10 protein-coding genes and 1 pseudogene are annotated in these 14504 nt (G+C 62.2%); 8 read left to right on the top strand and 3 right to left on the bottom strand.

Annotated elements, in window-relative coordinates; all coding sequences use genetic code 11:
• The first annotated feature begins 7 nt into the window (after positions 1-7).
• The 5 genes from kdpA to ACYZTS_RS23885 all read left to right on the top strand — a co-directional run bounded on the left by kdpA (position 8) and on the right by ACYZTS_RS23885 (position 8738).
• Complete coding sequence (gene kdpA / locus ACYZTS_RS23905; protein WP_461992506.1) at positions 8-1702, top strand: potassium-transporting ATPase subunit KdpA; 1695 nt, start codon at positions 8-10, stop codon at positions 1700-1702.
• Between the two features lie 237 nt (positions 1703-1939).
• Positions 1940-3991 (top strand): potassium-transporting ATPase subunit KdpB, encoded by a 2052-nt coding sequence (gene kdpB / locus ACYZTS_RS23900; protein WP_461992504.1) that lies wholly within the window; start codon positions 1940-1942, stop codon positions 3989-3991.
• Between the two features lie 253 nt (positions 3992-4244).
• Positions 4245-4790, top strand: coding sequence for a potassium-transporting ATPase subunit KdpC (gene kdpC / locus ACYZTS_RS23895; RefSeq protein WP_461992503.1), 546 nt, complete (start codon positions 4245-4247; stop codon positions 4788-4790).
• 548 nt (positions 4791-5338) lie between these two features.
• Positions 5339-7990, top strand: coding sequence for a DUF4118 domain-containing protein (locus ACYZTS_RS23890; RefSeq protein WP_461992501.1), 2652 nt, complete (start codon positions 5339-5341; stop codon positions 7988-7990).
• Positions 7991-8039: 49 nt separating this feature from the next.
• Positions 8040-8738: a response regulator gene (locus ACYZTS_RS23885; RefSeq protein WP_461992499.1), complete on the top strand. Its 699-nt coding sequence runs from the start codon at positions 8040-8042 to the stop codon at positions 8736-8738.
• A 206-nt stretch (positions 8739-8944) separates the two neighbouring features.
• Here the strand turns inward: ACYZTS_RS23885 and ACYZTS_RS23880 are convergent, their stop codons facing one another.
• On the bottom strand, positions 8945-9991 hold the full coding sequence (locus ACYZTS_RS23880) for a patatin-like phospholipase family protein (protein WP_028622257.1): 1047 nt from the start codon (positions 9989-9991) through the stop codon (positions 8945-8947).
• A gap of 219 nt (positions 9992-10210) precedes the next feature.
• Between ACYZTS_RS23880 and ACYZTS_RS23875 the strand changes: the two genes are divergently transcribed.
• The 3 genes and pseudogenes from ACYZTS_RS23875 (at position 10211) to ACYZTS_RS23865 (ending at position 12323) form a co-directional block, all read left to right on the top strand.
• A complete protein-coding gene (locus ACYZTS_RS23875) occupies positions 10211-10489 on the top strand; it encodes a hypothetical protein (RefSeq protein ID WP_028622258.1) in 279 nt (92 codons plus the stop codon).
• A 44-nt stretch (positions 10490-10533) separates the two neighbouring features.
• Positions 10534-11301, top strand: a complete 768-nt coding sequence (locus ACYZTS_RS23870; RefSeq protein WP_461992496.1) for a CHAD domain-containing protein — start codon at positions 10534-10536, stop codon at positions 11299-11301.
• 225 nt (positions 11302-11526) lie between these two features.
• Positions 11527-12323: pseudogene (locus ACYZTS_RS23865) on the top strand (acyl-CoA thioesterase).
• A gap of 14 nt (positions 12324-12337) precedes the next feature.
• On the opposite strand, the gene ACYZTS_RS23860 reads toward ACYZTS_RS23865, so the two are convergent.
• Positions 12338-12703: an Mpo1-like protein gene (locus ACYZTS_RS23860; protein WP_461992494.1), complete on the bottom strand. Its 366-nt coding sequence runs from the start codon at positions 12701-12703 to the stop codon at positions 12338-12340.
• Positions 12704-12992: 289 nt separating this feature from the next.
• A complete protein-coding gene (locus ACYZTS_RS23855; protein ID WP_461992493.1) occupies positions 12993-14474 on the bottom strand; it encodes a methyl-accepting chemotaxis protein in 1482 nt (493 codons plus the stop codon).
• Positions 14475-14504 lie beyond the last annotated feature (30 nt).

The following is a 14504-nucleotide window of genomic DNA, read 5'->3' as shown; positions in this document are numbered from 1 at the left end:
GCGGCTAATGCACAGTTATGACTATTGGCTGATTCTGGCCTTCTTCGCGTTGGTGCTGATACCGGCACCGTTTCTCGGGCGGTTCTACTACAAGGTGATGGAAGGCCAGCGGACCTGGCTGTCACCGGTCCTCGGACCGGTCGAGCGCGGTTGCTATCGCGTCGCCGGCGTCGATCCGCAGAGCGAACAGAGCTGGCAGAAATACGCCCTGGCGTTGCTCGCCTTCAACCTCGCCGGTTTCGTGTTGTTGTTCACGATCCTGCTGTTCCAGAACTACCTGCCGCTCAACCCGCAGAACCTGCCGGGGCAGGAATGGACGCAAGCTTTCAACACCGCCGTCAGCTTCATGACCAACACCAACTGGCAGTCATACAGCGGCGAAGCCACGCTCAGCTACCTCAGCCAGATGGTCGGCCTGACCGTGCAGAACTTCGTCAGCGCCGCCACCGGCCTGGCCGTGCTGGTCGCGCTGTGTCGTGGCATCGGGCGCAAATCCAGCCGCACTGTCGGCAACTTCTGGGTCGACATGACCCGCGCCACCCTCTACGGATTGTTGCCGCTGTGCCTGCTGCTGGCGCTGTATCTCGTCTGGCAGGGCGTGCCGCAAACCTTCGCGCAGTACGTGAGCGCTGTGACGATGCAAGGCGTCGATCAGATGATCCCGCTCGGCCCGGCGGCCAGTCAGATCGCGATCAAACAACTGGGCACGAATGGTGGCGGTTTCTTCGGCGTCAACTCGGCGCACCCGTTCGAGAACCCGACCGCCTGGAGCAACTTGTTCGAGGTGGCTTCGATCATTCTGATCCCGGCCGCGCTGGTGTTCACCTTCGGCCATTACGTCAAAGACCTGCGCCAGAGCCGCGCGATCATCGCCTGCATGCTCGCACTGTTCCTGATCGGCGGGGCGACCTCGCTGTGGGCCGAACATCAACCGAACCCGACCCTGAACAACGCCGCCGTCGAACAGACCGCGCCCCTCGAAGGCAAAGAAGCGCGCTTCGGCACCACCGCCAGTGTGCTCTGGTCGGTGACCACCACCGCCGCATCGAACGGTTCGGTCAACGCCATGCACGACAGCCTCAACCCGCTGAGCGGCATGGTGGCGATGGTCAACATGATGGTCGGCGAAGTGATCTTCGGCGGCGTCGGCGCCGGGCTCTACGGCATGTTGCTCAACGTGCTGATCGCGGTGTTCCTCGCCGGTTTGATGATCGGCCGCACCCCGGAATACCTCGGCAAAAAACTTCAGGCCAAAGAAGTGCAATTGCTCGTGGTAACGCTGCTGGTGATGCCCGTCGGCGTACTGGTATTCGGCGCAATCGCCGCCAGCCTGCCGGGCCCGGTGGCATCGGTGAGCAACCCCGGCGCGCACGGTTTCAGCCAGTTGCTTTATGCGTACACCTCGGCCAGCGCCAACAACGGCTCGGCGTTCGGTGGCTTTGGTGCCAACACTGCGTTTCACAACCTGATGCTCGGCTTCGGCATGTTGCTTGGCCGCTTCGGCTACATCCTGCCGGTGCTGGCGCTGGCCGGCAGCCTGGCGATGAAGAAAGCCGCGCCGATCAGCCCGAACAGTTTCCCGACCCACGGCCCGTTGTTCGTGACGTTGCTGACCGTGACCATTTTGCTGGTGGGCGGTTTGACCTTCCTGCCGGCGCTGGCGCTCGGTCCGATTGCTGAACATTTGAGCCTGGGTTTCTGAGCCTGATGCCAATCAGTCAGACAAAACCCGCTCTGTAGCAGCTGGCGCAGCCTGCGTCCGGCTGCGCAGCAGTCGTAAAGGTTTTCCTGACGCCGCGCATGGGTAAGGTGAACGACTGCTGCGCAGCCGGACGTCCGAACGCGGCCAGAGGCTGCGCCAGCTGCTACAGAGTTCGGATTATGGGTTCGCTGATTGGTACTGGATTTCAGTTCTCTTTTTAGGAGCAGAACATTGAACATGCCCGCAAGTAAACCGGTAGCCGCGAAGGCGCCGGAACAACCGAAAACCGCAATGTCGGCACTATGGCGACCGGCGCTGCTGCAAGCCTTCGTCAAGCTCGACCCGCGTCAGTTGAAGCGTTCGCCGGTGATGTTGGTGGTCGAACTGACCGCCATTTTTACCACTGTGCTGTGCTTCATTCCCGACCCTGCGGTGCCGACTTTCGTCGCCGCACAAATCGCCCTGTGGCTGTGGTTCACCGTGCTCTTTGCCAACTTCGCCGAGGCACTGGCTGAAGGTCGCGGCAAGGCTCGCGCCGACAGCCTCAAGGCCGGCAGCGAAGGTCTCAGCGCACGTCGCAAAGCAGCCGACGGCAGCTTCCAGATTGTGCCCGCCACCAGCCTGCGCAAAGGTGATGTGGTGCGCGTCGCGGCGGGGGAAATGATCCCCGGTGACGGCGAGGTGATCGAGGGCATCGCGGCAGTCAACGAAGCGGCGATTACCGGTGAATCGGCGCCGGTGATTCGTGAGTCCGGTGGTGATCGCTCGGCGGTCACCGGCAACACTCGTTTGGTCTCCGACTGGCTGCTGGTGCGGATCACCAGCAACCCCGGCGAGTCCACACTCGATCGCATGATCGCCTTGGTCGAAGGCGCCAAACGCCAGAAAACCCCGAACGAAGTGGCGCTCGACATTCTACTGATCGGTCTGACTCTGATCTTTCTGCTGGTGGTCGTCACCCTGCAACCATTTGCGTATTTTGCCAACGGCAGCCTGCCGCTGGTGTTCCTCGTGGCGTTATTGGTCACGCTGATTCCGACGACGATTGGTGGTTTGTTGTCGGCCATCGGGATTGCCGGGATGGACCGGCTGGTGCGCCTCAACGTGATTGCTAAATCCGGTCGCGCGGTGGAAGCGGCGGGGGATGTGCACGTGCTGTTGCTGGACAAGACCGGCACCATCACGTTCGGCAATCGTCGTTGCACGGCGGTGTATGCCGCGCCCGGCGTCAGCGCCATGCAACTGGCCGAAGGTGCGCTGTTTGCATCGCTGGCCGATGACACGGCGGAAGGCAAATCCATCGTCGAGTTTTTGCGCAGCCTGCATCCGCAACCCGAGCCTGCCGCCGAGTTGCTGACCGGCGTGCCGTTCAGTGCCGAGACGCGTTTGTCCGGCGTGGACTATCAGGGTCGCGTGTTCCGCAAAGGTGCGGTGGATTCGCTGCTGGATTTCGTTGGCCTGAAGCGCGCTGATCTGGCCCCGGCACTGACCCGGGAAATCGAGCGCATCGCGCAGAGCGGTGGCACGCCGTTGCTGGTCTGCGCGGACGGTAAATTGCTTGGCGTGATCCATCTTAAAGACGTGGTCAAGCCCGGCATCCGCGAGCGTTTTGCCGAACTGCGCAAGTTGGGGATTCGCACGGTGATGGTCACCGGCGACAACCCGCTGACCGCTGCGGCGATTGCGGCAGAGGCCGGCGTCGACGACGTGTTGGCCGAGGCCACGCCGGAGAAGAAACTCGCACGCATCCGTCATGAGCAGAACGACGGTCGCCTGGTCGCGATGTGCGGCGACGGCGCCAACGACGCCCCGGCCCTGGCGCAGGCGGACGTCGGCATGGCGATGAACGACGGCACGCAAGCGGCGCGCGAAGCGGCCAACATGGTCGACCTCGACAGCGACCCGACCAAGCTGCTGGACGTGGTGCAGATCGGCAAGGAATTGCTGGTGACCCGTGGCGCGCTGACGACGTTTTCGATTGCCAACGACGTGGCCAAATACTTCGCCATTTTGCCGGCGCTGTTTGCTTCGATTTATCCACAGCTGGGCGTGCTTAACGTCATGCAACTGAGCAGTCCGCAGAGCGCGATCCTCTCGGCGATTGTGTTCAACGCGCTGATCATCGTCGTGCTGATCCCGCTGGCGTTGCGCGGCGTACGTGTGCAAGCGGCAAGTGCGGCGGCGTTGTTGCGGCGCAATTTGCTGATCTACGGATTGGGTGGATTGGTGGTGCCGTTTGTGGGCATCAAAGCAATCGACATGCTGCTGACGGCGTTGCATTTGGTTTGACGATAAGTCGCTGTGGAGCGGCCTTTTGTGGCAAGCAAGCTTGCGTGGCAAGAGAGCCCTTGTGGCGAGGGAGCTGCTCCCGCTGGGCTGCGAAGCAGCCCCCATCCAGCCACCGCAAGCCTTCAGGTCCACCGCATTCGCTGTATTTACGACTGCTGCGCAGCCGAGCGGGAGCAAGCTCCCTCGCCACAGGTTATCACTTGTCACTGGCAATCCATTTGCACTGAGATTTTTCCAATTCGAGGATTTAGCAATGTCCAAAACCCTACGCCCAGCCCTTAGCCTCCTGGTGCTGATGACCCTCATCACCGGCATCGCGTACCCCTTGCTGGTCACCGGCATCGCCCAGGTCGCATTCCCCGATCAAGCCAACGGCAGCCTCATCCACGATGCCGACGGCAAAGTCCGCGGTTCATCCCTGATCGCCCAGGATTTCACCGGCGACACCTGGTTCCACCCGCGCCCATCCGCCGGCGCCTTCGCCACCGTATCTAGCGGTGCCAGCAACCTCGCACCGAGCAACCCGGCCCTGGCGACTCGGGTGATTGAAGACGCCAATAAACTCCTGGTACCCGCTCAAGGCCCGGTGCCGCTGGCGCTGCTGACCACCTCAGGCAGCGGCCTCGATCCGCACTTGCCTCCGGCCGCGATTGCCTATCAACTGGCGCGTGTCGCGGCAGCGCGTAACCTGCCGATGGCGAAGGTGCAGCAGTTGCTGGATGAACACATCGAACAGCCGCTGGTAGGGCCGCCGGTGGTAAACGTGTTGGCGCTGAACATCGCGCTGGAAAGCCTCTAAATCAGCGGCGCCACCATTCGCGAGCAGGCTCGCTCCCACAGGAGAATACATTCCAATGTGGGAGCGGGCTTGCTCGCGAAAGCGACCCAACAGTCACCACCAACCCACAGGACAATGCTATCCCCTGTAGGAGCGAGCCCGCTCGCGAAGGCGACCCAACAGTCACCACAAGCCCCACAGGAGAATACATTCCAATGTGGGAGCGAGCCCGCTCGCGATGGCGACCCAACAGTCACCACAAGCCCCACAGGAGAATACATTCCAATGTGGGAGCGAGCCCGCTCGCGAAGGCGACCCAACAGTCACCACAAGCCCCACAGGACAATACATTCCAATGTAGGAGCGAGCCCGCTCGCGAAGGCGACCCAACAGTCACCACAAGTCCCACAGAAAAATGCTATCCCTGTGGGAGCGAGCCTGCTCGCGAAGGCGACCCAACAGTCACCACCAACCCCACAGGACAATACATTCCAATGTGGGAGCGAGCCCGCTCGCGAAGGCAATACAACAATCACCCTTTCACTATCTGAATAAAGTGAGCTTCAAGCATGAGCAACTCCGGCCGCGCCGACGCGCTTCTAGCAGACCTGCCCCGCAATGGCCGTGGCCGTCTCAAGGTTTTCCTCGGCGCCGCACCCGGTGTCGGCAAGACCTACGCCATGCTGCAAGCCGCGCACACGCAACTGCGCCAGGGCGTCAAAGTCCTCGCCGGCGTCGTCGAAACCCACGGCCGCGCTGAAACCGAAGCCCTGCTCGGCGGCTTGCCCCAGCAACCGTTGGTGCGCTCGGAATACCGTGGCGTGATGCTCGAAGAAATGGACCTCGACGGCCTGCTCGCGGCAAAACCGAAGCTGGTCCTGGTCGACGAACTCGCCCACAGCAACGCCCCCGGCAGCCGCCACGCGAAACGCTGGCAAGACATTCAGGAGCTGCTCGCCGCGGGCATCGACGTGTTCACCACCGTCAACGTCCAGCACCTCGAAAGTCTCAACGACCAAGTTCGCGGCATCACTGGCGTACAGGTCCGCGAAACCCTGCCCGACTGGGTGCTGCAAGAAGCCTACGAATTGCTGCTGATCGACCTGCCACCCCGCGAACTGCTCGAGCGCCTGCGCGACGGCAAGGTCTACGTGCCGGAGCAGGCGCGGGCGGCCATCGATGCGTTTTTCACCCAGACCAACCTCACCGCGCTGCGCGAACTGGCGATGCAGACCGCCGCTGCGCAAGTCGACAACGACCTTGCCCAGGGTTATCGCCAACTCGGCCAGGCGGCGCCCGCCGTGCGCGGTCGTTTGCTGGTCGGCGTCGATGGCGATGAACACGCCGAGCGCCTGGTGCGTCACGCCAGCCGCGTCGCCCAGCGTCGGCATCTGCCCTGGAGCCTGGTGCACGTCGACAACGGCAGCGCGCGCGATGAGCAAGCGCGCCTGCGCCTGCAAAGCGCCCAGCAACTGGCCGAACGTCTTGGCGGCGAAGTGGTGCTGCTGCGCGCCGGCGAGGTGGCGAAAACCCTGATCCAGCACGCCGCCGAACGCCGCGCCAGCCTGGTGCTGGTCGGCCAGTCTCGACAGCGCCTGCGTCGACGCCTGTTCGGCGGCGGCCTCGCGTCACGTTTGCTGCGCAATGCCCGCGGACTGGAAATCAACGTCCTCGACAGCGACCACCCGCAGCATCCACCGCGGCAACGCTCGGCACTTTCGCTGGTGTGGTTCGACTACGCGCTCGCGCTGGTTGCGACGCTGTTGGCCACCGCACTCGCCTGGGCCGTGGCCAGCGTCCTGCCGCTGCCGAATATCTCGCTGGTGTTCCTCGCCGCCGTGCTGCTGGTGGCGGTGCGCAGCAGCCTTGGCCCCGCGCTGGCCTGCGCGGCGATGTCATTCCTGACCTACGATTTTCTATTCATCCCGCCGAATTTTTCCTTCAGCATTCAGCGCGAAGAAGACGTGCTGACCTTGCTGTTTTTCCTGCTGATGGCCGCGCTCACCGGCAACCTCGCCGCGCGTCAGCGTCGGCAGTTGCAAGCGCTGCGGGACACTCAGGAAGAGACCAGCGAACTGCTCGATCTGTCGCGCAAACTCACCGCCGCCACCGACCGTCAGGCCGTGATCAGCGCCGCCGCGCAGCACCTCGATGGCTGGACTGATTTAAGCGTGTGCCTGCTCAATCGCGATGGTGCGGCTGGCTGGAAAGTTGAAACCGGTGGGCCGCTGGAATTCAGCGAAACCGAACGTGCCGCCGCCGATTGGGCCTGGCAGCACGACCAACCGGCCGGTGCCGGCACCGGCACGCTGCCGGCCGGACGTTGGTGGTGGTGGCCGCTGTCAGTGGAAGATGGGCCGCTGGCGATCCTCGGCGTGTGCGCCAAAGAAGGCCAGACCTTGAGCGGCCAACGCCGGCGTTTGCTGACGGCGTTGAGTCAGCCGCTGGCCCAGGCACTTGCCCGCGCGCAACTCGCCGACGACCTCGAAGCAGCGCGCCTGCATGGCGAAACCGAGCAACTGCGCAGCGCGCTGCTGGCCTCGGTCTCGCATGATTTGCGCACACCGCTGACGTCCATGCGCGGCAGCATCGACAGCCTGCTGGCGCTAGGCGAGGCGATCCCCTTGGAAGATCGCCGCGAGCTGCTCGAAGGCACCCGCGATGAAGCCGAACGCCTCGACCGCTACATTCAGAACCTGCTGGACATGACCCGTCTCGGCCATGGCGCATTGAAACTGGCGCGGGACTGGGTGGCCCCGGCAGACATCATCGGCAGCTCGCTCAATCGCCTGCGCGCCGTGCTGTCGCCGTTGCAGGTCAGCACCGAACTGCCGGCCGATATGCCGCTGCTGTATGTCCACGCCGCCTTGATCGAACAGGCGCTGGTCAACGTGCTGGAAAACGCCGCGCGCTTTTCACCGGTCCACGGCCGCCTGCAACTGCGCGCCGGCTCGGGCGATGACGAGATCTATTTTTCGGTCAGCGATGAAGGGCCGGGCATTCCCGAAGAGGAGCGCGCGAAGATTTTCGACATGTTTTACACCGCTGCGCGCGGTGATCGGGGCGGGCAGGGCACCGGGCTGGGGCTGGCGATCTGTCAGGGCATGGTCGGCGCCCATGGCGGGCGGATCAGCGTCGCCGACGGCATTGAAGGCCGCGGCACTTGCATCACCTTGCACCTGCCTTTGCAGGAACAACCGGCCCTGGAGAGTGAGCGTTGAAATCGAAGCCTGATACTCTTCGCCCATCTTCCTGCCGTGACCGCCAATTATGAGCCAGACCGCGACCATTCTGGTCATCGACGACGAACCGCAAATCCGTAAATTCCTGCGCATCAGCCTCGCGTCCCAAGGCTACAAAGTGCTTGAGGCCGGCACCGGCAGCGAGGGCCTGGCGCAAGCCGCGCTGAACAAACCGGACCTGCTGGTGCTCGACCTCGGCCTGCCGGACATGGACGGCCAGCAAGTGCTGCGTGAATTTCGTGAATGGTCGACGGTGCCGGTGCTGGTGCTGTCGGTGCGCGCCAGCGAAGGGCAGAAAGTCGAAGCGCTGGACGGCGGCGCCAATGACTACGTGACCAAGCCGTTCGGCATTCAGGAATTTCTGGCGCGGGTGCGCGCGTTGTTGCGCCAGGCACCGACCGGCGAAGTTCAGCAGGCGGCACTGACATTCGGCCCGTTGACCGTCGACCTGGCCTATCGCCGGGTATTGCTCGACGGTGCCGAAGTCGCGCTGACCCGCAAGGAGTACGCGGTGCTTGCGCAACTCGCGCGGCATCCGGGAAGGGTGATCACGCAGCAGCAATTGCTCAAGGACATCTGGGGGCCGACGCACACCGAGGACAGCCATTACCTGCGGATCGTCGTCGGCCACTTGCGCCAGAAGCTCGCCGACGACCCGACCCGACCAAGGTTCATCGTGACCGAAGCGGGGGTTGGGTACCGGTTGCTGGAGGAGGGCGGTGTCTGAACATACAGCCGCGTGGCGATGGAGCTTTTGTGGCGAGGGGGCTTGCCCCCGTTGGGCTGCGCAGCAGCCCCTAACCATACAATCTCATTTCTTCAGGCTCACCACATGTCTCGGGCTGGGGCTGCTTCGCAGCCCAACGGGGGCAAGCCCCCTCGCCACAAAAAGCTGCCCTGCCACAAAAGCCACAGGTGTTTGCACCCAAACAATCAAGGCTCGCTCTTCTGCTCACTCTCATACCGATCCAGCGTATCCCGCGCGATCTCACGCCCTAGCGCGATCAACTCCGGCGCCTTGTAAAACTCGAAAAACCGGCACACCCGTTTCGGCACATTGATCAAAATATCCGGCGGATACCCGGCGATCTTGTACTGCGCCAGCGACGTCTGCATCACCTCGAAACTCTGGTTGATCAAATCCAGCAACGACGCCGGCCCGACGTTATCAATAATGAACGACCCGGTGGCCGACTTCGGCGCACCCGCGTGTTCAGGCGCCGCCGCCGGTTGCTGCGCTTCCGGCTCAGCCGATTCGATCCAAGGATTGATATCCGCTGCCTCGGCCTTCAACGCTTCCTGTTCCAGCAACAACAACTTCTCCGCCGTCTTGCGCCGAAACGGCATCTTCGACCCCAGCGAACTGACCAGGTTATCGAAACGGCTTTTAAACGCCGGCGGACGCGGAATCACCGGCAACTGATAGTGGCGCTGATTGGTGGAGTTGAGATTCACCGCAATGATCAAGTCGCAATGACTCGACACCACCGGCACGATCGGCAACGGGTTCAGCAGCCCGCCATCCACCAACATGCGATTGCCCTGCATCACCGGCGTAAACAAACTGGGAATCGCCGCCGAAGCGCGCATGGCCTGATGCAAACAGCCTTCCTGAAACCAGATTTCCTGCTGATTCGTCAGGTCAGTGGCCACCGCCGTGTAAGGAATGCGCAGTTCTTCGATGTTGATTTCGCCGACGATCTTGCGGATTTGTCCGAAGACCTTTTCCCCGCGAATCGCCCCCAGACGAAAACTCACATCCACCAGGCGCAACACGTCGAGGTAGTCCAGGCTCTCGATCCAGTTGCGATAGTCTTCGAGTTTGCCGGCGGCATAGATACCGCCGACCACTGCACCCATCGAACAACCGGCAATGCACGCGATGTCGTAGCCGCGCCGTTCGATTTCCTCGATAACGCCGATATGGGCATAGCCCCGGGCTCCACCTGAACCCAGCACCAATGCGACACGCTTTTTCATGAACCGCCCTCGTCTGACAAGGTTGAACAATGCACCCATCGTGGGTCGCGCTTCAATCGCCAAGGTCGCCAGGCGGGGTGACAACGTCGTTTTTTCGACACTCCATGGCGGCTCAGGGTTATTCTCGCCTGCGCTACGGTTTCGGCGTGGGGAAGGCACTTTTCCCTTGCCAGACCGTCATACGTGCACGACTGTTTACCTAATGTTGAGGTGTGTTTAATGAAAGCCTGGATCTGTGTGCCCTTGATCGCGCTGGTGCTCGCCGGTTGCGCTGGCAAAACCGCTTACCGTGACAGCTGCGCCAGCGGTCTCGATGCGGCGTGGCGCGAACTGGACCTGGCCAAGGCGGAAGGTTTCGCCGGCAATGTCAGTTACTCCAAGGCACTGTCGCTGTTGACCGGCGCCAAGACACAACAACAATTCGAAGCATTCGAAGGCTGCAGCAAGAAAGCCGAGAAAGCTCGCTTCTATATCCGCGAGTCGCGCGCAGGCCGTTGAGGCCTGAGCAAACGTCAGTGGAATTTCAAGTCAGGGAGTAAGTGATGTCGGCCTTGGTTGATCAGTTAGTGGCTCATGTAATGGGCCTGGAAGTGCGGGTGATGGTGTGTCAGGCGCGTTTAAGTGAGCGCACCGACCCGGAGGCGTTGCACGATCTGCGTACCACGGTTCGCCGTTTGCGCAGTTTGCTGCGACCCTTGCGCGGCTTGCCTGGCGTCGAGCAACTGGAATCGGCGGCCAAGGCTGTCGGTGACCTGACCACACCGTTGCGTGACCGCGAGGTGCTGGCGGCGTACCTGCTGGAACACGATCAACCCGAGGCCGCGCAACGGCGCATGGCGCAGATGGCCAAGGCTTATCCACAAGTCGCGAGCAGTGCGCAAGTGACGCAACTGTTGATGATCCTTGATGCATTCCCACGCTTTTTGCGCGCGGCTCAGCATCAGGGTTTGCTCAACGGCTTGCGCAAACGCGTGGAAAAACGGCTGGGCAAGCAATGGGAGAAACTCGATGAGGCGTTGCATGATCCTGCGCATGATCGCCACCGTTTGCGTCTGCTGATCAAGCGCGTGCGTTACGGCATCGAGGCCTACCCAGAACTGGATCGCCTGCCGAAACCGGCGGCGCCGCGTTTGAAGTCGGCGCAGGCCGCGCTGGGCGATTGGCATGATTGCTGGCAGTGGCTGGCCCGTGCCGAACAGGAAGCGGATCTGCAGCCATGCGTGCCGGTCTGGCAAACCACCATGGCCAAAGCCGAAGCCCGCGCCGATCGCGTGCTCGACAAGCTCAGCGCCAGTTGCTTCAAATCCTGACCCACCACCGATCCAACCTGTAGGAGCGAGCCTGCTCGCGATGGCGCACCGTCAGTCACTGTCACTCTGGCAGTGAAACCGCTTTCGCGAGCAGGCTCGCTCCCACAGGGGCTCGTCGATGACTGGCCCCGTCCTATCTATCCGCCTCTTTGGCCAAAACACGTCCTGCACCCTCCGCGCCCACTGGTTAATATCCCCCCATTCTTTTCCCGTCCCGAGGTCCTCATGCGCTTTTCCGATTTGCTCGACGCCGTTCGCAGCCAACCCCAGGCGCTGACCATCCCGGCCGAATGGGCGCGGGGCGGGCAAGCTTCGGCGGCCTGGTCGCGGCGTTGCAATATGAAGCCATGCGCGCAAAAGTCCCGGCGGACCGTCCGGTTCGTTCGCTGGCAATCACCTTCGTCGGCCCGGTCGAGCCGGACGTGCCGGTCAGTTTTGAAGTGGAAGTGCTGCGCGAAGGCAAAGCCGTCAGCCAGGTGTTGGGTCGGGCACTGCAGAAAGGCCAGGTCGTGACGCTGATTCAGGGCAGCTTCGGCGCCTCGCGTCCGTCCGAAGTCGCGGTGACGGCGTTGCCCGCGCCCGAGATGAAGCACTGGGACGACTGTCAGGAATTGCCGTACATCAAAGGCGTCACCCCGGAATTCATGCGGCACACGGCGATGCGCTGGAGTGTCGGCGGTTTGCCGTTTACCGGTAACAAGTCGCGAGACATGGGCGGTTGGGTGCGTTTGCGCGGGGACGTGAAGGAAGAGGCGCTCAGCGAGTCGCACATTCTGGCGCTGGTCGACGCCTGGCCACCGGCGCTGTTGCCGCACCTGAACAAACCGGCGATGGGCAGCACGCTGACCTGGACCATCGAATTCGTTCAGCCGTTACGGGCGCTGACCACGCTGGACTGGTGCAAGTACCTCGTGGAAATCGAGCATGCCGCTGACGGCTACGGTCATGCGGCGGCGAAACTGTGGAGCGCGGACGGGCAGTTGATTGCCATCAGTCGGCAGACCGTGACGATCTTTGCCTGATGCTTTTTAACTGATCAGTGCCGACGGTGGCGCTCACGCCAGGCGCGCCACCAGCCACCGCTGAGGAAAAATCGCGGGAAGGTCAGGAACTGCTCGATCATCAGCCGCGAGACCGCATCTTTGCGTCCACTGAACGGCTCGGAGGCCTCGGCCTCCAGGCTGTGACCGTGACGTTGCAGGCCTAACGCGGCGAGCAGACCGATGACGCCAATCGCGAAGTTGACGAAGCTCAGGCCGAACACCCCGCAAACCAGCAGCAAAAACGCCACGATGAACAGCGGCACGGCAATCAGGTGCAGGACCAGATTGGTCGGGTGCTGATGATTGTTCGGGTAAGCTCGCCATTGCCAGGCGGGCAGGTTGGGGTGACGTTTGCCCATGATGTTAATCCTCAATCCATGTTGAACACATGTTTGAAGAATAGGCCCGCCCGATCAGCCCGGCGAATCAAGCTTGGCTATCGAAGTGATAGCGGCCATGGTCAAACTCGATACTGCCCGCATGACCTTCATCGCGAGCAAGCTTTGCTCCCACCTGCATTGAGTACATTCGCAAGAATCAGGCTGAATCGAAGACCGCCATCGCAGGCAATCCAGCTCCCACAGTGGACCGCATTCACCCAGACACCCTCGATCCCTGTGGGAGCCGGGCTTACCCGCGATGAGGCCCTTACAAACGCAGCTGCCCAATTGCCTTGCTCAACTCCCCGGCCAACGCCGCCAACTCCTGACTGGTGGTCGCCGAACTCACCGTCTGCTGCACGGTGTTGTCAGTCACATCACGAATACTCACCACCGCCCGGTTCATCTCTTCCGCCACTTGGCTCTGTTGCTCCGCCGCCACCGCAATCTGCGTATTACTTTCGCGCATCTGCGCCACGGCGCTGGTGATTTCTGCCAAAGCCGCACCCGCCGCCTGCGCCTGTTGCACGCAGTGATCGGCCTTGAAGGAGCTTTCCTGCATGAAGTCCACGGCATCCCGCGTCCCGGCCTGCAAGGCGGACACCATCTGCGTGATCTCGTCCGTCGACGCCTGCACGCGCTTGGCCAGGTTGCGTACTTCATCGGCGACCACCGCAAAACCACGGCCCATTTCCCCGGCACGCGCCGCCTCAATGGCCGCATTCAGCGCCAGCAGATTGGTTTGCTCGGCAATGCTGTGAATCACATTCACCACACCGTTGATCTTCTGACTGTCTTGTGCCAGCCGCTGGATCATCTCGGCCGTCTGCTGCACCCCGGCTGACAACCCGGAAATTGATTGCTGCACCCGACTCACCACCTGCTGACCGCTGCCCGCCAACGTATCGGCCGTCTGCGAAAGGTCCCGCGTGGCGCCGGCATGTTGAGCGATGTGATAAACCGTCGCCGTCATTTCGTTGATCGCGGTGGCGGCCTGATCCGTTTCGCTTTGCTGACCCAGCATGCCGTGGCGCACATCGGTCATGCTCGACGCCAGCCGCGCCGCACCGACATCCAGTTGCCGCGCAGTATGGGCGACGGTGTTGACCACCCGTTGATACCCAGCCTGCATGGCGTTGAACGCGTTCGCCATCTGCCCGACTTCATCCCTGGAGGCCAAAGGCACCCGCGCCGACAGATCACCGGTTTGCTCGACATACAGCATCACGTCTTTCAACGTATTGAGCTGGCTGAGCAGAAAACGGATCAACAGCTGCGAAGCCCCGAGCATCGCCAGCATCAGGATAAACACGGCCACTGCGTAATTCGCCAGACGCTCCGTGAATACCTGAACCAGGCTCGGACCCTGGGCAATCACCGCGACCTGTTGGCCGTCTGCGCGTTTAAACACTTGCGCGCCTATTACCGGGCTATCGCCGAACAACGGCATCGCCTCCAGTTCGACCCAGCCACCGGAATCCTCCAGTGCCAGCAACGGTTGCCCGTTCAACATGGGCGCCTGCCCGTGATTGAAAACCACCACGTTCTGCGCTTTAGGCAGTGCTTGACCTTGCGGCCACGCGCCCAACAATCGCGCCTGCGACTGGGCCGAAGTTTTCAACGCCTCAATGCGCGCCTGTTGTTCAAGCTGCACGGCATACAACACCAGCAACAGCGTGGTGACGAAAGCGACGGCATTTACCGCCCAGAATTTGTACTTCAACGAGATGTTGCTAAGCCAGGCACCCATGTAGGTTTTCTCTGATAGCGGAAACAGCAT

Source organism: Pseudomonas sp. TMB3-21 (assembly GCF_054898145.1).
The sequence above is the reverse complement of the archived record's forward strand: the minus strand, read 5'-3'. Positions and strand labels throughout refer to the sequence as shown.